A 19,086-nucleotide genomic window follows, 5' to 3' on the forward strand; every position below is an offset into this window, starting at 1 on the left:
CGATGACACTGCGCCGCGGCCGCCGACTGGCCATCGACGTCGGGGACGCCCGGATCGGGGTCGCGTCCTGCGACCCCGATGGGGTGTTGGCCACACCGGTGGAAACCGTTCCGGGCCGGGACATCCCCTTCGCCCACCGGCGGCTGCGGCAGCTCGTCGAGGAGTACGAGCCCCTCGAAGTCGTGGTCGGCCTCCCCCGCTCGCTCAGCGGGCGGGAAGGGCCGGCCGCGGCCAAGGTGCGCGCCTTCGCGAACGAACTCGCCAAGGGCATCAAGCCGGTGACGGTCCGTCTGGTGGACGAGCGGATGACCACGGTCACCGCCGCCCAGGGGCTGCGCGCCTCCGGCAGGAACGCGAAGAAGGGCCGGTCGGTCATCGACCAGGCCGCCGCTGTGGTGATCCTTCAGAACGCTCTTGAGACCGAACGGGTATCAGGTAATCCGCCTGGCGAGTGCGTCGAAGTGGTTGTCTGATCGCGATACGGTAACGTTCCGCGCGATGAGACGGCATTCGAACAGCCGTCGCCCACCGTCAAAGAGGCGGAACCGGGTGCCACGGACGACGGAGTCCATGGCCCCGCGTCTCGCGGCTCTAGGGGACCGATGACTGAGTATGGCCGGGGCCGTGGCCCCGAACCCTGGCACCCTGAGGACCCCCTGTACGGGGACCAGGGGTGGACCGGGCACCAGACCCAGCAGGGCCAGGTGCCGTACGCCGGTGCCCCGCAGCAGGAGTACCAGCAGGAGCCCCAGTACCAGCAGCAGTACCCCCAGCAGCCGCAGTACCAGGAGTACCAGCAGTACCCCGAGTACCAGCAGCAGCAGTACGCGCAGCAGCAGTACGCCCAGCCGCAGCAGGGGTACGCCCCGCAGCAGGCTCAGCACCCCCAGCAGGCTCAGCACCCGCAACAGGCTCAGCCGCCGCACCAGTACACCCCGCAGCAGGGGCAGCCCCAGCAGCCGGTGTACGACAGCCAGGGCTGGGACACCGGCCAGAGCCAGTACACGGCCGCGGTGCAGACCGACCCGTACGCGGGGGCGGACTACGCCCAGCACCCGTCGGCCGGCTACCCGGGCGAGACCCCCGACCTCTACGGCACGGCCGAGGCCTACCCGCCGCCGCAGCCCCCGGGCCGGCGCCACCTGGAGCCGGAACCGGTCGAGCAGGAGGAGCCCGAGAGCGACCTCCCCGTCGGCGGCGCGGGTCGCGACGGCGAGGACGACGGTGACGGAGACGAGCCCGCGGGCCGTCGCGGCGGCCGTTCGCCGAAGGGCGGCAAGAAGCAGCGCAGCGGCACGGCCTGCCTGCTCGCCGCCGTGGTCATCCTCGGCGTGGTCGGTGGTGGCGGCTACTACGGCTACACCTACATCAAGGCCAGGTTCGCCCCTGCCGAGGACTTCGCGGGCGAGGGCGCCGGCGAGGTCGTCGACGTGGAGATCCCCAAGGGCGCGGGCCTGGGGCAGATGGGCCGCATCCTCAAGGAGGCCGGCGTCGTCGCCAGCGCCCAGGCCTTCGTCGACGCGGCGAACGCCAACCCCAAGGGCAAGTCCATCCAGCCCGGTGTCTACCCGATGAACAAGAAGATGTCGGGTGCGGCCGCCGTCGCGCTGATGATCGACCCCACCAAGCTGAACGTCATCACCGTCACCGAGGGCATGCGCAACTCCAAGGTGTACGAGGCGATCGACAAGAAGCTGAGCAAGCCGGAGGGCACCACCCGGGAGATCGCCCTGCGCGACGCCAAGAACCTGGGGCTGCCGGCCTGGGCCGGGAACAACCCCAAGCTCATGGACCCGCTCGAGGGCTTCCTGTTCCCGACGCGCTACGACCTCAGCAAGGACAGCACCCCCGAGTCGCTGCTCAAGCAGATGGTCAAGAACGCCACCGACAAGTACGCGGAGCTGGGCATCGAGGCCAAGGCCAAGGAGCTGGGGCTGGAGAACCCGCTCCAGGTCGTCACGGTCGCCAGCCTCGTCAACGCCGAGGGCAAGAACCACGACGACTTCCGCAAGATGTCCGAGGTCGTCTACAACCGCATGAAGAAGACCAACGACGTCACGAACCAGAAGATCGAGTTCGACTCGACGTACAACTACGCCAAGAACCAGAGCGAGATCAACTTCAACCTCAAGGAAGCCCAGGCGTTCAACAACCCGTACAACACCCACTTCATCAAGGGGCTGCCCGTCGGCCCCATCGGGAACCCGGGCATGGACGCCCTTACCGCTACGCTCAACCCGGACCACGGCGGCTGGATGTTCTTCGTGTCGGTCGACGGCAACACGACGACCTTCACCAAGACCTACGACGAGCACCTCAAGCTCGTCGCCGAGTTCCAGGAACGGCAGAAGCAGAAGAACGGCGGGTAGCAGGACATGACACGGATACGGGCCGCGGTGCTGGGTTCGCCCATCGAGCACTCGCTCTCACCGGTGCTCCACCGTGCCGCCTACCGGGAGCTCGGCCTCGACGACTGGTCGTACGACCGCTTCGAGATCGACGAGGCCGCGCTCCCCGGGTTCGTCGCCGGGCTCGGCCCCGAGTGGGCCGGGCTGTCGCTGACCATGCCGCTCAAGCGGGCTGTCATCCCGCTGCTGGACGGCGTCAGCGACACGGCGGCCTGCGTCGAGGCCGTCAACACGGTCGTCCTCACGCGGGACGGCCGACGCCTGGGCGACAACACCGACATCCCCGGCATCGTCGCCGCGCTCCACGAGCGCGGCGTCGAGAAGGTCCCCTCGGCCGCCGTCCTCGGGGCCGGGGCCACCGCCTCCTCGGCGCTGGCCGCGCTCTCGCGGATCTGCACCGGCGAGGTCACGGCGTACGTCCGCTCGTCGGCGCGCGCCGGCGAGATGCGCCGGTGGGGCGAGCGGCTCGGCGTCCCCGTCCGCACGGCCGACTGGTCCGAGGCCGCAGCGGCGCTGGAGGCGCCCCTGGTCATCGCGACCACCCCGGCCGGAGCCACCGACGAACTGGCCGCGGCGGTCCCGGCCGCCCCGGGCACCCTCTTCGACGTCCTGTACGACCCCTGGCCGACGGCCCTCGCCGCCGCCTGGTCGCAGCGCGGGGGCAAGCTCCTGGGCGGCCTGGACCTGCTGGTGCACCAGGCGGTCCTCCAGGTCGAGCAGATGACGGGCCGCTCCCCGGCGCCGCTCCAAGTGATGCGGCGCGCAGGCCTCGCGGCCCTCTCAGGAGCCCGCTGAGGCTCCGGCGCGGCCGGCCGGTCGGGCCGGCGGGCGATCTTGGCGGGATTGTGGCTACTCGGCGGTAATATCACCCGTTACCCTGTTCACCTGCACTTTTACAGGGGGATGGGATGGACGGAACGGACACGGAGCAGGTACTCGCGTCGAAGTGGGACCTCCCCTTGGCGCTCTTCAGCCTGATCAGGGTGGCCTTCGGAGACCTGCCGGTATGGGCCAAGGCCGTCGTCTTCGGACTCCTCGGTTCCGTCGGCGTGTGGACGGCGATCAGCTGGCTCCGCGGCCGCCGCAGCCGCGTCCGCTGACCACCAAGGCGTCCGACAGCTGGACCGGGGCCCAAGAAACCACTCCGGACGTGGGAGGATTCGGGTGAGGCGGGTCCGGGCCGCGCACCCGATCGCGCCGTCGCAGTACCAGGCGCGAGCATGAGGAGCATCGTTGAGCAGGTTGCGTTGGCTGACCGCAGGAGAGTCGCACGGACCGGCACTGGTCGCGACGCTGGAGGGTCTTCCCGCCGGCGTCCCGGTCACCACCGAGCTGGTGGCCGATCACCTGGCCCGTCGCCGGCTCGGCTATGGCCGCGGTGCCCGGATGAAGTTCGAGCAGGACGAGATCACCTTCCTCGGCGGCGTCCGCCACGGCCTGTCCCAGGGCTCCCCGATCGCGGTCATGATCGGCAACACCGAGTGGCCCAAGTGGGAGACCGTCATGTCGGCCGACCCGGTCGACCCCTCGCTCCTCAAGGACACCGGCCGCAACGCGCCGCTGACCCGTCCGCGCCCCGGCCACGCCGACCTCGCGGGCATGCAGAAGTACGGCTTCGACGAGGCCCGGCCGATCCTGGAGCGCGCCAGCGCCCGTGAGACCGCCGCCCGCGTCGCCCTCGGCGCCGTCGCCCGCTCCTTCATCAAGGAGGTCGCGGGCATCGAGATCGTCTCCCACGTGGTCGAGCTGGCCGCCGCCAAGGCCCCGTACGGAGTCCTCCCCACCCCCGCCGACGTCGACAAGCTCGACGCCGACCCGGTGCGCTGCCTCGACGCCGACGCCAGCAAGGCGATGGTCGCGGAGATCGACCAGGCCCACAAGGACGGCGACACCCTCGGCGGCGTCGTCGAGGTGCTGGCCTACGGCGTCCCGGTCGGCCTCGGCTCGCACGTCCACTGGGACCGCCGGCTCGACGCCCGCCTCGCCGGAGCCCTCATGGGCATCCAGGCCATCAAGGGCGTCGAGGTCGGCGACGGCTTCGAGCTCGCCCGCGTGCCCGGCTCCAAGGCCCACGACGAGATCGTCTCCACCCCCGAGGGCATCAAGCGCACCTCCGGCCGCTCCGGCGGGACCGAAGGCGGCCTGACCACCGGCGAACTGCTCCGCGTCCGCGCCGCGATGAAGCCCATCGCGACCGTTCCGCGCGCCCTCGCCACCATCGACGTCGCCACCGGCGAGGCGACCGTGGCCCACCACCAGCGCTCCGACGTCTGCGCCGTGCCGGCCGCCGGCATCGTCGCCGAGGCGATGGTCGCCCTCGTGCTGGCCGACGCCGTCGTCGAGAAGTTCGGCGGCGACTCGGTGCCCGAGACCCGCCGCAACGTCCGGGCCTACCTCGACAACCTGCAGATCCGGTGACGGCCGGACCGCTCGTCGTCCTCGTCGGACCCATGGGGTCCGGCAAGTCCACGGTGGGGGCGCTGCTCGCCGAGCGGCTCGGCGTCCCCTACCGGGACACCGACGCGGACATCGTCACGGCCCAGGGCCGGCCGATCTCCGACATCTTCGTCGACGAGGGCGAGCCGTACTTCCGCGAGCTGGAACGGCAGGCCGTCGCGGCCGCCGTCGCCGAGCACACCGGAGTCCTCGCCCTCGGCGGCGGAGCCGTCCTCGACGAGGGCACCCGCGAGCTGCTGACCGGCCTGCCCGTCGCCTATCTCTCGATGGACGTCGAGGAAGCCGTACGGCGCGTGGGCCTCGGCGCCGCGCGCCCGCTGCTCGCCGTCAACCCGCGCCGCCAGTGGCGCGAGCTGATGGAGGCCAGACGCCCCCTCTACACCGAAGTCGCGCGCGTCGTCGTGGCCACCGACGACCGTACCCCCGAAGAGGTCGCCCAGGCGGTCCTCGACGCTCTGGAGTTGAAGGACGTATGACAGACCAGGTGACGCGGATCCACGTCGGCGGAAGCGCCGGCCATGACCCGTACGACGTGTTGGTCGGGCAGCAGCTGCTCGGCGAGCTCGGCTCCCTGATCGGTACGAAGGCCCAGCGGGTCGCCGTGATCCACCCCGAGGCCCTCGCCTCGACCGGTGAGGCGCTGCGCGACGACCTCGCCGACCAGGGCTACGAGGCGATCGCCATCCAGGTGCCGAACGCCGAAGAGGCCAAGACGGTCGAGGTCGCCGCGTACTGCTGGAAGGCGCTGGGCCAGTCCGGCTTCACTCGTACCGACGTCATCGTCGGCGTCGGCGGGGGAGCCACCACCGACCTCGCGGGCTTCGTCGCGGCCAGCTGGCTGCGCGGCGTGCGCTGGGTCGCCGTACCGACCACCGTCCTGGCGATGGTGGACGCGGCCGTCGGCGGCAAGACCGGCATCAACACCGCCGAGGGCAAGAACCTCGTGGGCGCCTTCCACCCGCCGGCCGGTGTGCTCTGCGACCTGGCGGCGCTGGAGTCCCTGCCGGTCAACGACTACGTCAGCGGCCTCGCCGAGATCATCAAGGCCGGATTCATCGCCGACCCGGTGATCCTCGACCTGATCGAGGAGGACCCGCAGGCGGCCCGTACGCCCGCCGGTCCGCACACCGCCGAACTGATCGTGCGCTCCATCCAGGTCAAGGCCGACGTCGTCTCCAGCGACCTCAAGGAGTCGGGACTCCGCGAGATCCTCAACTACGGCCACACCCTCGCGCACGCCATCGAGAAGAACGAGCGCTACAAGTGGCGGCACGGCGCGGCCGTGTCGGTCGGCATGGTCTTCGCCGCCGAACTCGGCCGGCTCGCCGGCCGCCTCGACGACGCGACCGCCGACCGGCACAAGGAGGTCCTCGCCTCCGTCGGGCTGCCGCTGACCTACCGCGGCGACCAGTGGCCCAAGCTGCTCCAGACCATGCAGGTCGACAAGAAGTCCCGCGGCAACCTGCTGCGCTTCATCGTCCTCGACGGCCTGGGCAAGCCGACCGTCCTGGAGGGCCCCGACCCGGCACACCTGATCGCCGCCTACGGCGAGGTGTCGGCGTGAGCCGGCCCGTCCTCGTGCTGAACGGCCCGAACCTTGGCCGACTCGGCTCGCGCGAGCCCGACGTGTACGGGGCCACCTCGTACGCGGGCCTGGTGGAGAGCTGCCGGTCGCTGGGCGGGGAACTCGGCTTCGACGTCGAGGTCCGCGAGACCAACGACGAGGGTGAGATCATCCGCTGGCTGCACGAGGCGGCGGACGGGAAGATCCCCGTGGTCATCAACCCGGGGGCCTTCACCCACTACTCGTACGGCATGCGGGACGCGGCCGCGCAGCGCACGGCGCCGCTGATCGAGGTGCACATCTCCAACCCGTACGCCCGTGAGGAGTTCCGGCACACCTCGGTCATCGCGGCCGTGGCGACCGGGACCGTGGCGGGCTTCGGTATCGGCTCCTACCGGCTGGCGCTGCGTGCGCTGGCGGACGAGATCGACTCCTGACACACCCCGCCCGGGGCCTGGTGGACGGTCGGGCCTCCGCGGTCATATAACGTTCTCGCATCAGTCGCAGGAACGAGACGGAGTGGCAGCGGATGCACCAAGGAGTGGGTGGCGGGGGCTGGGGGCAGCCGGGGCAGCGTCCTGCGGCGCCCCCGCAGCCGCCCATACCCCCGGCGCAGGGCTGGCCGGGTTCGCACCCGCCCCCGCCGCCGTCCCAGCAGCAGGCCCCGTCCCCGCACCAGGCGCCGGCGCCGCCGCCCCAGGTGGCGCCCGTACCGGAGGCCACCGGGCACATCCCGCTGCCGCCCGCGGTGGCGGGGACCGGCGGCGCGGTGCTCGCCGTACTGCTGATCGGGCCCGCCGGCGCGGGCAAGACCACCGTGGCCCGGCACTGGGCCAGCACCCGTCCCGTGCCCACCGCGCACGTCAGCCTGGACGACGTGCGCGAATGGGTCTGCTCCGGCTTCGCCGACCCGCAGGCCGGCTGGAACGAGCACTCCGAGGCCCAGTACCGGCTCGCCCGCCGCACCTGCGGTTTCGCGGCCCGCAACTACCTGGCCAACGGCATCTCCTGCATCCTCGACGACGCCGTCTTCCCCGACCGGCCCGTGGTGGGACTGGGCGGCTGGAAGCGGCACGTGGGGCCGACGCTGCTGCCGGTCGTGCTCCTGCCCGGCCTGGAGATCGTCCTGGAGCGCAACGCCGAGCGCTCCGGCAACCGCCGGCTCTCCGACGAGGAGGTCGCCCGCATCCACGGCCGGATGGCCGGCTGGTACGGCTCCGGACTGCCGATCATCGACAACTCCCAGCTCGACGTCGAAGGCACCGCCCGCGCTCTCGACGAGGCCCTGGCCAGAGCCCTCCCGGCACCCGGCGGCTGGTAGCGCTCCCGCCGGGGTCGCAGGAGGGGCCAGGGGAGTCGGCCCGTCGCGGCGGGCCCGTGCCGCGCCTCGTCCGGACGCGCTCGCCGGGCCGGATCCGCACGGCGCTCGTACGCTCGAAGACATGTCAGACGTGTACGCCGCCCGTCGGGGCCTGCTTCGCGACCGATGCGCCGCCGCGGGGAACGCCGCAGCGCTGATCACGCGTCCGGCGAACGTCCGCTACCTCTCCGGGGCGTCACCGCTCGGCGCCGTACTGCTCGTCGGACCGACCGAGGACGCGATGTTCTGCGCCGGCGCGCCCACCGGCGAGGCCGACGAGGGCCGCCTCGACGAACACCTCCGAGTCACCGTGCTGGCCGGCCGCGGCGGGGATCCCGCCGTCGCGGCGGCCGACGCCGCCTCCTCCGTACGTGCCGACTCGCTCGCCGTGGAGGAGCACCACCTCACTGTCGCCCGGCACCGGGCCCTGCGGTCCGTCGCGCCCAAGCTGCGCCTCGCCGACCTCGGCAACGCGGTGGAGCAGCAGCGCCTCGTCAAGGACGAGGGCGAGATCGCCTGTCTGCGGATCGCCGCCGAGATCGCCGACCAGGCACTGGGCGAGCTGCTGGAGTCCATCCTCGTCGGGCGCACCGAACGCCACCTCGCGCTGGAGCTGGAGCGCCGGCTCGTCGACCACGGCGCGGACGGCCCGGCCTTCCCGACCTCCGTCGGCACCGGCCCGCACTCCGGCCACTCCCGGCACCGGCCCTCCGACCGCAGGGTGGAGGAGGGGGACTTCCTCTCCGTCTGCCTGGGCGCCAACTACCGCGGCTACCGGTGCGAGATCGGCCGGACCTTCGTCATCGGCACCACCCCGGCCGACTGGCAGATCGAGCTCTACGACTGCGTCTTCACCGCCCAGCGGGCTGGCCGGGAGGCGCTCCTGCCGGGGGCCGCCTACCGGGAAGTGGACCACGCGGCCCGGTCCGTCCTGGACTCCGCGGGGCACGCGGAAGCCCTCGCTCCATCGACGGGACACGGTGTCGGCCTCGAAATCGACGAGGACCCGCAGCTTGCACCTACGGCAATGGGTAAACTGGACGCTTGCGTGCCGGTCACCGTCGAACCGGGGGTTCACCTCCCCGGCCGGGGAGGTGTCCGGATCGATGACACGCTCGTCGTACGCCCCGAGGCGGACGGCGGTCCCGAGCTACTCACCATTACGACCAAGGAGCTGCTCGCGCTCTAGCCCGCACTGCCGGGTAGTGCGCGCACCCGTGGTCTTCCAGTGCAGGAGATTCCGCAACCGTGGCTTCCACGAACGACCTCAAGAACGGCATGGTGCTCAAGCTCGACGGTGACCAGCTCTGGTCCGTCGTCGAGTTCCAGCACGTCAAGCCCGGCAAGGGCCCGGCCTTCGTGCGCACCAAGCTCAAGCACGTGCTCTCCGGCAAGGTCGTCGACAAGACCTTCAACGCCGGCACGAAGGTCGAGACGGCCACCATCGACCGCCGTGACATGCAGTTCTCTTACATGGACGGCGAGTACTTCGTCTTCATGGACATGCAGACCTACGACCAGCTGATGGTCGACAAGAAGGCAGTCGGCGACACCGCCAACTTCCTCATCGAGGGCTTCACCGCCTCCGTGGCCCAGCACGAGGGCGAGGTGCTCTACGTCGAGCTCCCGGCCGCCGTCGAGCTGACCATCGAGCACACCGACCCGGGTGTCCAGGGCGACCGCTCCACCGGCGGCACCAAGCCCGCCAAGCTGGAGACCGGTCACGAGATCCAGGTCCCGCTCTTCGTCACCACCGGCGAGAAGATCAAGGTCGACACCCGCACCAGCGCCTACCTCGGCCGGGTGAACAGCTAACCGTGGCTGCCCGGAGCAACGCGCGCAAGCGCGCCTTCCAGATCCTCTTCGAGGCCGACCAGCGCGGGGTGTCCGTCCGCGAGGTCCTCGCGGACTGGATCCGCCACGCGCGGTCGGACGACCGGCAGCCGCCGGTCAGCGCCTTCACGATGGATCTTGTCGAGGGTTACGCCGACAAGGTGAACCGCATCGACGACCTGATCGTCACCTACGCCGTGGACTGGGAACTCGACCGCATGCCGGTCGTGGACCGGAACATCGTGCGGCTCGGTGCCTACGAGCTCATCTGGGTGGACGACACCCCGGACGCCGTGGCCATCGACGAGGCCGTCCAGCTCGCCAAGGAGTTCTCCACGGACGAGTCCCCCTCGTTCGTGAACGGGCTGCTGGCCCGCTTCAAGGACCTGAAGCCGAGCCTGCGGCGCAGCGAGAGCTGACCGGACGCCGCCCATGGCGGCACCGGCACCGCCATTCGGAAGGGCCCGCAGCGCACGCGCTGCGGGCCCTTCCGTTGTCGCCCCTACGGCCTCGGGGCGCGCGGGGGGCGGAAAAACCGGTGGGTGCCGGGCCCCCGCAAGGGCCCGGCACCCACCGGTAAACGTTTCTGCTGGTGTGGAGCGTGAGGGTCAGACGTCCTCGTGCGCCACCGCGCGACGGGCATCCGCGTCGAGCACGCCCCAGCTGATGAGCTGCTCGGTCAGGACCGAGGGCGACTGGTCGTAGATGACGGCCAAGGTGCGCAGGTCGTCCTGGCGGATCGACAGCACCTTGCCGTTGTAGTCACCGCGCTGGCTCTGGATCGTCGCCGCGTAACGCTGCAGCGGGCCGGCCTTCTCGGCGGGGACGCCCGCCAGCCGCTCCAGGTCGAGGCGCAGCTTCGGCGGCGGCTCGGCCGCTCCGCCGGGAGTCGTGCCCGGCAGGAGTTCCTGCACCGGCACCCCGTAGAAGTCCGCCAGCTCGGCCAGGCGCTGGACGGTCACGGCGCGGTCCCCGCGCTCGTACGACCCGACCACCACGGCCTTCCACCGGCCCTGCGACTTCTCCTCGACACCGTGGAGGGAAAGGCCCTGCTGGGTGCGGATGGCGCGGAGCTTGGCCCCGAGCTGTTTGGCGTATTCGCTGGACATAACGCTCCCGGACGCTGTGACGCTGTGACTGCATGGACACTGCGACTACATAACTACGTGCGGCTCCGCCGCGCGGCTGGTAACTCACTGTGAGGTTACGCAGCGTTACTTGGGCGCGTCAAGCCGAATGGTCTCCATCCCCCCGCCAGGGCGGCGCCAGCAGCCCCGTGGGCGCCCCTGCGCGGACCCCGGGTGCCGGGCCACCACCGCCGCCCTGGTACCGTGGGACACGTACATCAGACGTCCTTTAAGGTCCGTCCCGTGAGGCGGAGAAGGAGGTCCTTTTCATGGACGCCCAGCAGAACTCCGATTCCGCGCGCCCCGTACTGGAGGCGCAGGACATCGCACGGGTCCTGACCCGTATCGCCCACGAGATCGTCGAACGCGCCAAGGGCGCCGACGACGTGGTGCTCCTCGGCATCCCCACCCGCGGTGTGTACCTGGCCCGCCGGCTGGCGGCCAAGCTCGAAGAGATCACCGGCACGAAGATCCCCGTCGGCTCCCTCGACATCACCATGTACCGCGACGACCTGCGGATGAAGCCCGCCCGCGCGATCGGCCGCACCGAGATCCCCGGTGACGACCTCGACGGCCGCCTCGTCGTCCTCGTCGACGACGTCCTCTTCTCCGGCCGCACCATCCGCGCCGCGCTCGACGCCCTCGGCGACCTCGGCCGCCCCCGCGCCGTACAGCTCGCGGTCCTGGTCGACCGCGGCCACCGCGAACTGCCGATCCGCGCCGACTACGTCGGCAAGAACCTCCCCACGTCGCTGCGGGAGACCGTCAAGGTCCAGCTCCAGGAGGAGGACGGCCGTGACGCCGTGCTGCTCGGCCAGCGGACCGCCCAGGCAGCAGGGCAGTAGCCCACCACGACGACGGACCCCGGCGGGGTCCGCGCCGAGCCCTGCCCTGCCCGCCCGCACCCCTGCACGTCCGTCCGCCTGCATGCCCTCCCGACCTACGGAGCCATCCAGATGAAGCGCCACCTCATCTCGGCCGCCGATCTCACGCGCGACGACGCCGTCCTGATCCTCGACACCGCCGAGGAGATGGCCCGCGTCGCGGACCGGCCGATCAAGAAGCTGCCCACCCTGCGCGGCCTCACCGTCGTCAACCTCTTCTTCGAGGACTCGACCCGCACCCGGATCTCCTTCGAAGCGGCCGCCAAGCGGCTCTCCGCCGACGTCATCAACTTCTCCGCCAAGGGCTCATCGGTTTCCAAGGGCGAATCCCTGAAGGACACCGCGCTGACCCTGGAGGCGATGGGCGCCGACGCCGTCGTCATCCGCCACCACGCCTCCGGCGCCCCCTACCGGCTCGCGACCTCCGGCTGGATCGACTCCGCCGTGGTCAACGCCGGCGACGGCACCCACGAGCACCCCACCCAGGCCCTGCTGGACGCCTTCACCATGCGCCGCCGCCTCGTCGGCCGCGACGCCGGCCTCGGCAAGGACCTCAGCGGCCGCCGCATCACCATCGTCGGCGACGTCCTGCACAGCCGCGTGGCCCGCTCCAACGTCCACCTGCTGCACACCCTCGGCGCCGAGGTCACCCTGGTGGCCCCGCCAACCCTGGTCCCGATCGGCGTCGAGACCTGGCCGTGCGAGGTCTCGTACAGCCTCGACGACGTGCTGCCGAAGTCGGATGCGGTGATGATGCTCCGTGTGCAGCGCGAACGCATGAACGCCGCCTTCTTCCCGACCGAGCGCGAGTACTCCCGCCGGTACGGCCTCGACGGCGACCGCATGGCCAAGATGCCCGAGCACGCCATCGTGATGCACCCCGGCCCGATGAACCGCGGCATGGAGATCACCGCCCAGGTCGCCGACTCCGACCGCTGCACGGCCGTCGAGCAGGTCGCCAACGGCGTCTCCACCCGCATGGCCGTCCTCTACCTGCTGCTCGGAGGCTCCGAGCCCGCCGTCACCACCGCCCGTACCGAGGAGAGCAAGTAACCATGAGCAAGATCCTTATCCGTGGTGCGAAGGTACTCGGCGGCGAGGCGCAGGACGTCCTGATCGACGGCGAGACCATCGAGGCCACCGCCAGGACCGGCGAAATCGACTGGAGTGGCACCGGCCTGTCCGCCGAGGGCGCGACCGTCATCGAGGCCGAGGGCCAGGTCCTCCTCCCCGGCCTCGTCGACCTGCACACCCACCTGCGCGAGCCCGGCCGCGAGGACTCCGAGACCGTCCTGACGGGCACCCGCGCCGCCGCCTCCGGCGGCTACACCGCCGTCTTCGCCATGGCGAACACCTTCCCCGTCGCCGACACCGCCGGCGTCGTCGAGCAGGTCTGGCGCCTGGGCAAGGAGTCCGGCTACTGCGACGTGCAGCCCATCGGCGCCGTCACCGTCGGCCTGGAGGGCAAGCAGCTCTCCGAGCTGGGCGCCATGCACGACTCCGCCGCCCGCGTCACCGTCTTCTCCGACGACGGCAAGTGCGTCGACGACGCCGTGATCATGCGCCGGGCCCTGGAGTACGTGAAGGCCTTCGGCGGCGTCGTCGCCCAGCACGCCCAGGAGCCCCGCCTCACCGAGGGCGCCCAGATGAACGAGGGCGTCGTCTCCGCCGAGCTGGGCCTCGGCGGCTGGCCCGCCGTCGCCGAGGAGTCGATCATCGCCCGCGACGTGCTCCTCGCCGAGCACGTCGGCTCCCGCGTCCACATCTGCCACCTCTCCACCGCCGGCTCCGTCGAGATCGTCCGCTGGGCCAAGTCCCGCGGCATCGACGTCACCGCCGAGGTCACCCCGCACCACCTGCTCCTCACCGACGAGCTGGTCCGCTCGTACAACGCGGTCTACAAGGTCAACCCGCCGCTGCGCACCGAGCGCGACGTCATGGCCCTGCGCGAGGCCCTCGCCGACGGCACGATCGACATCGTCGCCACCGACCACGCCCCGCACCCCCACGAGGACAAGGACTGCGAGTGGGCCTCCGCCGCCATGGGCATGGTCGGCCTGGAGACCGCGCTCTCCGTCGTCCAGCAGACGATGGTGGAGACCGGACTGCTCGACTGGGCGGGCGTCGCCGAGCGGATGTCCTTCGCCCCGGCGCGCATCGGCAGCCTGGAGAACCACGGCCGTCCCGTCTCGGCAGGTGAACCCGCGAACCTGACCTTGGTCGATACCTCGTACCGTGGTGTCGTGGACCCCGCACACTTCGCCTCCCGGAGCCGCAACACGCCTTACGAGGGCCGTGAGCTCCCGGGACGCGTCACTCACACCTTCCTGCGGGGCCGGGCAACGGTCGTGGACGGGACACTGGCGTGACACCTGCAGTAATCCAACTGGCCGCCGAGGCCGCCGAACGACAGTCGGCGGAGGTGACCGAAGTCGGCGCCCGCATCGCGTGGGTGGTCGGCCTGGTCGTCTTCATCGCGTTCGTGTACTGGCTGATGCGGCAGGGCTGGAAATGGCGAGGGGCTCTGCAGAACGATCTGCCCGAGCTCCCCGCCGCCCCCGACGGCCTCCCCGCGCACCGGCTGGCCCTGACCGGCCGGTACCACGGCTCCACCACCGCCGGGCAGTGGCTCGACCGGATCGTCGCCCACGGCCTGGGCCTGCGCAGCCGGGTCGAGCTCACGCTCACCGACGCGGGCCTCGACGTGGTCCGACCGGGTGCAGGCGACTTCTTCGTACCGGCCGCGCAGCTGCGCGGCGCCCGCCTCGACAAGGGGATCGCGGGCAAGGTACTCACCGAGGGCGGTCTGCTCGTCGTCACCTGGGCGCACGGCGGCAAGCTGATCGACTCCGGATTCCGCTCCGACCGCGCGGCCGAACACGCCGCATGGGTCGAAGCCATCAACCTCATGAACCCATCCATCACGACGGAAGGCGCCGAACGATGACGACCTCCACCAGGGGAGCAGCCAAAGCTCCCGCCGTACTCGTCCTGGAGGACGGCCGCATCTTCCGCGGCCGCGCCTACGGCGCAGTGGGGGAGACCTTCGGCGAGGCCGTGTTCTCCACCGGCATGACCGGCTACCAGGAGACCCTCACCGACCCGTCGTACCACCGGCAGGTCGTCGTGATGACCGCCCCCCACGTGGGCAACACCGGCGTCAACGACGAGGACCCCGAGTCCTCCCGCATCTGGGTCTCCGGCTACGTCGTGCGCGACCCCGCCCGCGTCCCCTCCAACTGGCGCTCCCGGCGCACGCTGGACGAGGAACTCGTCGCGCAGGGCGTCGTCGGCATCTCCGGCATCGACACCCGCGCCCTGACCCGCCACCTGCGCGAGCGCGGCGCCATGCGCGTCGGCATCTTCTCCGGCGAGTCCTGGGTCGGCATCCGCGACGAGGCCCTCCTGGCCAAGGTCCGCTCCCAGCCCGAGATGAAGGGCGCGAACCTCGCCGCCGAGGTCGCCACCAAGGAGGCGTACGTCGTCCCCGCGATCGGCGAGAAGCGCTTCACCGTCGCCGCCGTCGACCTCGGCATCAAGGGCATGACCCCGCACCGCATGGCCGAGCGCGGCATCGAGGTCCACGTGCTGCCCGCCACCGCCACCGTCGAGGACGTGTACGCGGTCAACCCGGACGGCGTGTTCTTCTCCAACGGCCCGGGCGACCCGGCCACCGCCGACGGCCCCGTCGCCGTCATGCAGGGCGTCCTGGAGCGCAAGACCCCGCTCTTCGGCATCTGCTTCGGCAACCAGATCCTCGGCCGCGCGCTCGGCTTCGGCACCTACAAGCTGAAGTACGGCCACCGCGGCATCAACCAGCCGGTCCAGGACCGCACCACCGGCAAGGTCGAGGTCACCGCGCACAACCACGGCTTCGCCGTGGACGCGCCCCTCGACAAGGTGTCCGAGACCCCCTACGGCCGCGCCGAGGTCTCGCACGTCTGCCTGAACGACAACGTGGTCGAAGGCCTCCAGCTGCTCGACCAGCCGGCCTTCTCCGTCCAGTACCACCCCGAAGCGGCCGCGGGCCCGCACGACGCCGCGTACCTCTTCGACCGCTTCACGTCTTTGATGAGCACCGCCCAGATGGAGGCCGATCGTGCCTAAGCGCTCCGATATCCAGTCCGTCCTGGTCATCGGCTCCGGCCCGATCGTCATCGGACAGGCCGCCGAGTTCGACTACTCCGGCACCCAGGCCTGCCGCGTCCTCAAGGCCGAAGGCCTGCGCGTCATCCTGGTCAACTCCAACCCGGCGACGATCATGACCGACCCGGAGATCGCCGACGCCACGTACGTCGAGCCGATCACCCCCGAGTTCGTCGAGAAGATCATCGCGAAGGAGCGCCCCGACGCGCTGCTCCCGACCCTCGGCGGCCAGACCGCGCTGAACACCGCCATCTCCATGCACGAGCAGGGCGTGCTGGAGAAGTACGGCGTCGAGCTCATCGGCGCCAACGTCGAGGCCATCAACAAGGGGGAGGACCGCGACCTCTTCAAGGGCGTCGTCGAGGCCGTCAAGGCCAAGATCGGTTACGGCGAGTCCGCCCGCTCGGTCATCTGCCACTCGATGGACGACGTCCTCAAGGGCGTCGAGACCCTCGGCGGCTACCCCGTCGTCGTCCGTCCCTCCTTCACGATGGGCGGCGCCGGCTCCGGCTTCGCCCACGACGAGGACGAGCTGCGCCGCATCGCCGGCCAGGGCCTCACGCTCTCCCCGACCACCGAGGTGCTCCTGGAGGAGTCCATCCTCGGCTGGAAGGAGTACGAGCTGGAGCTGATGCGCGACACCAAGGACAACGTGGTCGTCGTCTGCTCCATCGAGAACTTCGACCCGATGGGCGTCCACACCGGCGACTCCATCACCGTCGCCCCCGCCATGACGCTCACCGACCGCGAGTACCAGCGGCTGCGCGACATCGGCATCGCGATCATCCGCGAGGTCGGCGTCGACACCGGCGGCTGCAACATCCAGTTCGCGATCGACCCGGTCGACGGCCGCGTCATCGTCATCGAGATGAACCCTCGCGTCTCGCGCTCCTCGGCGCTCGCGTCGAAGGCCACCGGCTTCCCGATCGCCAAGATCGCCGCCAAGCTGGCCATCGGCTACACGCTCGACGAGGTCCCCAACGACATCACCGAGAAGACGCCGGCCTCCTTCGAGCCGACCCTCGACTACGTCGTCGTCAAGGCCCCGCGCTTCGCCTTCGAGAAGTTCCCGGCCGCCGACGCCACCCTCACCACCACCATGAAGTCGGTCGGCGAGGCCATGGCCATCGGCCGCAACTTCACCGAGGCCCTCCAGAAGGCCCTGCGCTCCCTGGAGAAGAAGGGCTCGCAGTTCACCTTCGTCGGCGAGCCCGGCGACAAGGACGAGCTCCTCGCCACCGCCGTCCGCCCCACCGACGGCCGCATCAACACCGTCATGCAGGCCATCCGCGCCGGCGCCACCCAGGAAGAGGTCTTCGAGTCCACGAAGATCGACCCCTGGTTCGTCGACCAGCTCTTCCTGATCAAGGAGATCGCCGACGAGCTCGCCGGCGCCGAGAAGCTCGAACCGGAGCTGCTCGCCGAGGCCAAGCGCCACGGCTTCTCCGACTCCCAGATCGCCGAGATCCGGGGCCTGCGCGAGGACGTCGTCCGCGAGGTCCGCCACGCCCTCGGCGTCCGCCCGGTCTACAAGACGGTCGACACCTGCGCCGCCGAGTTCGCCGCGAAGACCCCGTACTTCTACTCCTCGTACGACGAGGAGTCCGAGGTCGCCCCCCGCACCAAGCCCGCCGTCATCATCCTGGGCTCCGGCCCGAACCGCATCGGCCAGGGCATCGAGTTCGACTACTCCTGCGTCCACGCCTCCTTCGCCCTCAGCGACGCCGGCTACGAGACCGTGATGGTCAACTGCAACCCGGAGACCGTCTCCACCGACTACGACACCTCCGACCGCCTGTACTTCGAGCCGCTGACGCTCGAGGACGTGCTGGAGATCGTCCACGCCGAGTCCCTCGCCGGCCCCATCGCCGGCGTCGTCGTCCAGCTCGGCGGCCAGACCCCCCTGGGCCTCGCCCAGGCCCTCAAGGACAACGGCGTCCCCGTCGTGGGCACCTCCCCGGAGGCCATCCACGCCGCCGAGGACCGCGGCGCCTTCGGCCGCGTCCTCGCCGAGGCCGGCCTGCCCGCCCCCAAGCACGGCACGGCCACCACCTTCACCGGCGCGAAGGCCATCGCCGACGAGATCGGCTACCCGGTCCTGGTGCGCCCCTCGTACGTGCTCGGCGGCCGCGGCATGGAGATCGTCTACGACGAGGCCCGCCTGGAGTCGTACATCGCGGAGTCCACCGAGATCTCCCCGACCCGCCCGGTGCTGGTCGACCGCTTCCTCGACGACGCCATCGAGATCGACGTCGACGCCCTCTACGACGGCAACGAGCTCTACCTCGGCGGCGTCATGGAGCACATCGAGGAAGCCGGCATCCACTCCGGCGACTCGGCCTGCGCCCTGCCCCCGATCACCCTCGGCGGCTACGACATCAAGCGCCTGCGCGCCTCCACCGAAGCCATCGCCAAGGGCGTCGGCGTCCGCGGCCTGATCAACATCCAGTTCGCGATGGCCGGCGACATCCTCTACGTCCTGGAGGCCAACCCGCGCGCCTCCCGGACGGTGCCCTTCACCTCGAAGGCCACCGCCGTCCCGCTCGCGAAGGCCGCCGCCCGCATCTCGCTCGGCGCCACCATCGCCGAGCTGCGCGAAGAGGGCCTGCTGCCGAAGACCGGCGACGGCGGCACCCTGCCGATCGACGCGCCGATCTCCGTCAAGGAGGCCGTCATGCCGTGGTCGCGCTTCCGCGACATCCACGGCCGCGGCGTGGACACCGTCCTCGGCCCGGAGATGCGCTCCACCGGCGAGGTCATGGGCATCGACGCCGTCTTCGGCACCGCCTACGCCAAGTCGCAGGCCGGCGCCTACGGCCCGCTGCCGACCAAGGGCCGCGCCTTCATCTCCGTCGCCAACCGCGACAAGCGCTCGATGATCTTCCCTGCCCGCGAGCTCGTCGCGCACGGCTTCGAGCTGATGGCCACTTCCGGCACCGCCGAGGTCCTGCGCCGCAACGGCATCAACGCCACCGTGGTGCGCAAGCTCAGCGAGGGCGAGGGCCCGAACGGCGAGAAGACCATCGTCCAGCTGATCCACGACGGCCAGGTCGACCTGATCGTCAACACCCCGTACGGCACCGGCGGCCGCCTCGACGGCTACGAGATCCGCACGGCGGCCGTGGCCCGCAGCGTCCCCTGCCTGACCACGGTCCAGGCGCTCGCCGCCGCCGTCCAGGGCATCGACGCGCTCAACCGCGGCGACGTGGGCGTCCGCTCCCTCCAGGAGCACGCGGAGCACCTGACCGCGGCCCGCGACTAGCAGCCCGTTCGAAAGGGGGGCACCGGCGACAACGACCGGTGTCCC

Annotated in this window: 19 protein-coding genes; 18 read left to right on the top strand and 1 reads right to left on the bottom strand. The window is 71.0% G+C overall.

Translation table 11 applies throughout. From position 1 onward, the window contains the following. Positions 1–2: 2 nt before the first annotated feature. From ruvX to nusB, 12 genes are all read left to right on the top strand, one after another. Positions 3–473 (top strand): Holliday junction resolvase RuvX, encoded by a 471-nt coding sequence (ruvX, locus tag AB0F82_RS11975; RefSeq protein WP_030028999.1) that lies wholly within the window; start codon positions 3–5, stop codon positions 471–473. 129 nt (positions 474–602) lie between these two features. After that, the gene (gene mltG / locus AB0F82_RS11980; protein WP_362626046.1) at positions 603–2,369 is read left to right on the top strand and encodes an endolytic transglycosylase MltG; all 1,767 of its coding nucleotides are present in this window, start codon (positions 603–605) and stop codon (positions 2,367–2,369) included. A 6-nt stretch (positions 2,370–2,375) separates the two neighbouring features. Further along, positions 2,376–3,203, top strand: coding sequence for a shikimate dehydrogenase (locus tag AB0F82_RS11985; protein ID WP_356813181.1), 828 nt, complete (start codon positions 2,376–2,378; stop codon positions 3,201–3,203). Positions 3,204–3,316: 113 nt separating this feature from the next. Further along, positions 3,317–3,508 carry a hypothetical protein gene (locus AB0F82_RS11990; RefSeq protein WP_362626049.1) on the top strand — a complete coding sequence of 64 codons (192 nt, stop codon included), beginning with the start codon at positions 3,317–3,319 and terminating at the stop codon, positions 3,506–3,508. Between the two features lie 133 nt (positions 3,509–3,641). Then, a complete protein-coding gene (aroC, locus tag AB0F82_RS11995; protein ID WP_356813184.1) occupies positions 3,642–4,826 on the top strand; it encodes a chorismate synthase in 1,185 nt (394 codons plus the stop codon). Further along, the gene (locus tag AB0F82_RS12000; protein ID WP_356813185.1) at positions 4,823–5,341 is read left to right on the top strand and encodes a shikimate kinase; all 519 of its coding nucleotides are present in this window, start codon (positions 4,823–4,825) and stop codon (positions 5,339–5,341) included. Before aroC ends, AB0F82_RS12000 begins: the two co-directional genes overlap by 4 nt. After that, on the top strand, positions 5,338–6,429 hold the full coding sequence (gene aroB, locus AB0F82_RS12005) for a 3-dehydroquinate synthase (RefSeq protein ID WP_362626052.1): 1,092 nt from the start codon (positions 5,338–5,340) through the stop codon (positions 6,427–6,429). Before AB0F82_RS12000 ends, aroB begins: the two co-directional genes overlap by 4 nt. After that, positions 6,426–6,866, top strand: coding sequence for a type II 3-dehydroquinate dehydratase (gene aroQ / locus AB0F82_RS12010; protein ID WP_362626055.1), 441 nt, complete (start codon positions 6,426–6,428; stop codon positions 6,864–6,866). Before aroB ends, aroQ begins: the two co-directional genes overlap by 4 nt. A 92-nt stretch (positions 6,867–6,958) precedes the next feature. Continuing rightward, a complete protein-coding gene (locus AB0F82_RS12015) occupies positions 6,959–7,750 on the top strand; it encodes an AAA family ATPase (protein WP_362626058.1) in 792 nt (263 codons plus the stop codon). A 121-nt stretch (positions 7,751–7,871) separates the two neighbouring features. Continuing rightward, positions 7,872–8,978 (top strand): aminopeptidase P family protein, encoded by a 1,107-nt coding sequence (locus tag AB0F82_RS12020; RefSeq protein ID WP_356813189.1) that lies wholly within the window; start codon positions 7,872–7,874, stop codon positions 8,976–8,978. 59 nt (positions 8,979–9,037) lie between these two features. Next, positions 9,038–9,604, top strand: a complete 567-nt coding sequence (efp, locus tag AB0F82_RS12025) for an elongation factor P (RefSeq protein ID WP_030656220.1) — start codon at positions 9,038–9,040, stop codon at positions 9,602–9,604. Positions 9,605–9,606: 2 nt separating this feature from the next. Beyond that, a complete protein-coding gene (gene nusB / locus AB0F82_RS12030) occupies positions 9,607–10,041 on the top strand; it encodes a transcription antitermination factor NusB (protein ID WP_356813190.1) in 435 nt (144 codons plus the stop codon). Between the two features lie 189 nt (positions 10,042–10,230). On the opposite strand, the gene bldD is transcribed toward nusB, so the two are convergent. Continuing rightward, a complete protein-coding gene (gene bldD, locus AB0F82_RS12035) occupies positions 10,231–10,731 on the bottom strand; it encodes a transcriptional regulator BldD (protein ID WP_030026184.1) in 501 nt (166 codons plus the stop codon). 287 nt (positions 10,732–11,018) lie between these two features. Here bldD and pyrR point away from each other — a divergent pair, with 287 nt between their 5' ends. The 6 genes from pyrR to carB all read left to right on the top strand — a co-directional run bounded on the left by pyrR (position 11,019) and on the right by carB (position 19,041). Then, positions 11,019–11,594 (top strand): bifunctional pyr operon transcriptional regulator/uracil phosphoribosyltransferase PyrR, encoded by a 576-nt coding sequence (gene pyrR, locus AB0F82_RS12040; protein ID WP_030656222.1) that lies wholly within the window; start codon positions 11,019–11,021, stop codon positions 11,592–11,594. A gap of 111 nt (positions 11,595–11,705) precedes the next feature. Further along, a complete protein-coding gene (locus AB0F82_RS12045; protein ID WP_356812726.1) occupies positions 11,706–12,686 on the top strand; it encodes an aspartate carbamoyltransferase catalytic subunit in 981 nt (326 codons plus the stop codon). 2 nt (positions 12,687–12,688) lie between these two features. Further along, on the top strand, positions 12,689–14,002 hold the full coding sequence (locus AB0F82_RS12050; RefSeq protein WP_362626065.1) for a dihydroorotase: 1,314 nt from the start codon (positions 12,689–12,691) through the stop codon (positions 14,000–14,002). Further along, positions 13,999–14,580 carry a PH-like domain-containing protein gene (locus tag AB0F82_RS12055; protein ID WP_356812728.1) on the top strand — a complete coding sequence of 194 codons (582 nt, stop codon included), beginning with the start codon at positions 13,999–14,001 and terminating at the stop codon, positions 14,578–14,580. Before AB0F82_RS12050 ends, AB0F82_RS12055 begins: the two co-directional genes overlap by 4 nt. Further along, positions 14,577–15,740: a glutamine-hydrolyzing carbamoyl-phosphate synthase small subunit gene (gene carA / locus AB0F82_RS12060; RefSeq protein ID WP_356812729.1), complete on the top strand. Its 1,164-nt coding sequence runs from the start codon at positions 14,577–14,579 to the stop codon at positions 15,738–15,740. Before AB0F82_RS12055 ends, carA begins: the two co-directional genes overlap by 4 nt. Continuing rightward, the gene (carB, locus tag AB0F82_RS12065; protein ID WP_356812730.1) at positions 15,733–19,041 is read left to right on the top strand and encodes a carbamoyl-phosphate synthase large subunit; all 3,309 of its coding nucleotides are present in this window, start codon (positions 15,733–15,735) and stop codon (positions 19,039–19,041) included. Before carA ends, carB begins: the two co-directional genes overlap by 8 nt. Positions 19,042–19,086 lie beyond the last annotated feature (45 nt).

The sequence above is a fragment of the Streptomyces virginiae genome (genome assembly GCF_040638905.1).
Classification (GTDB): Bacteria; Actinomycetota; Actinomycetes; order Streptomycetales; family Streptomycetaceae; genus Streptomyces; species Streptomyces virginiae_B.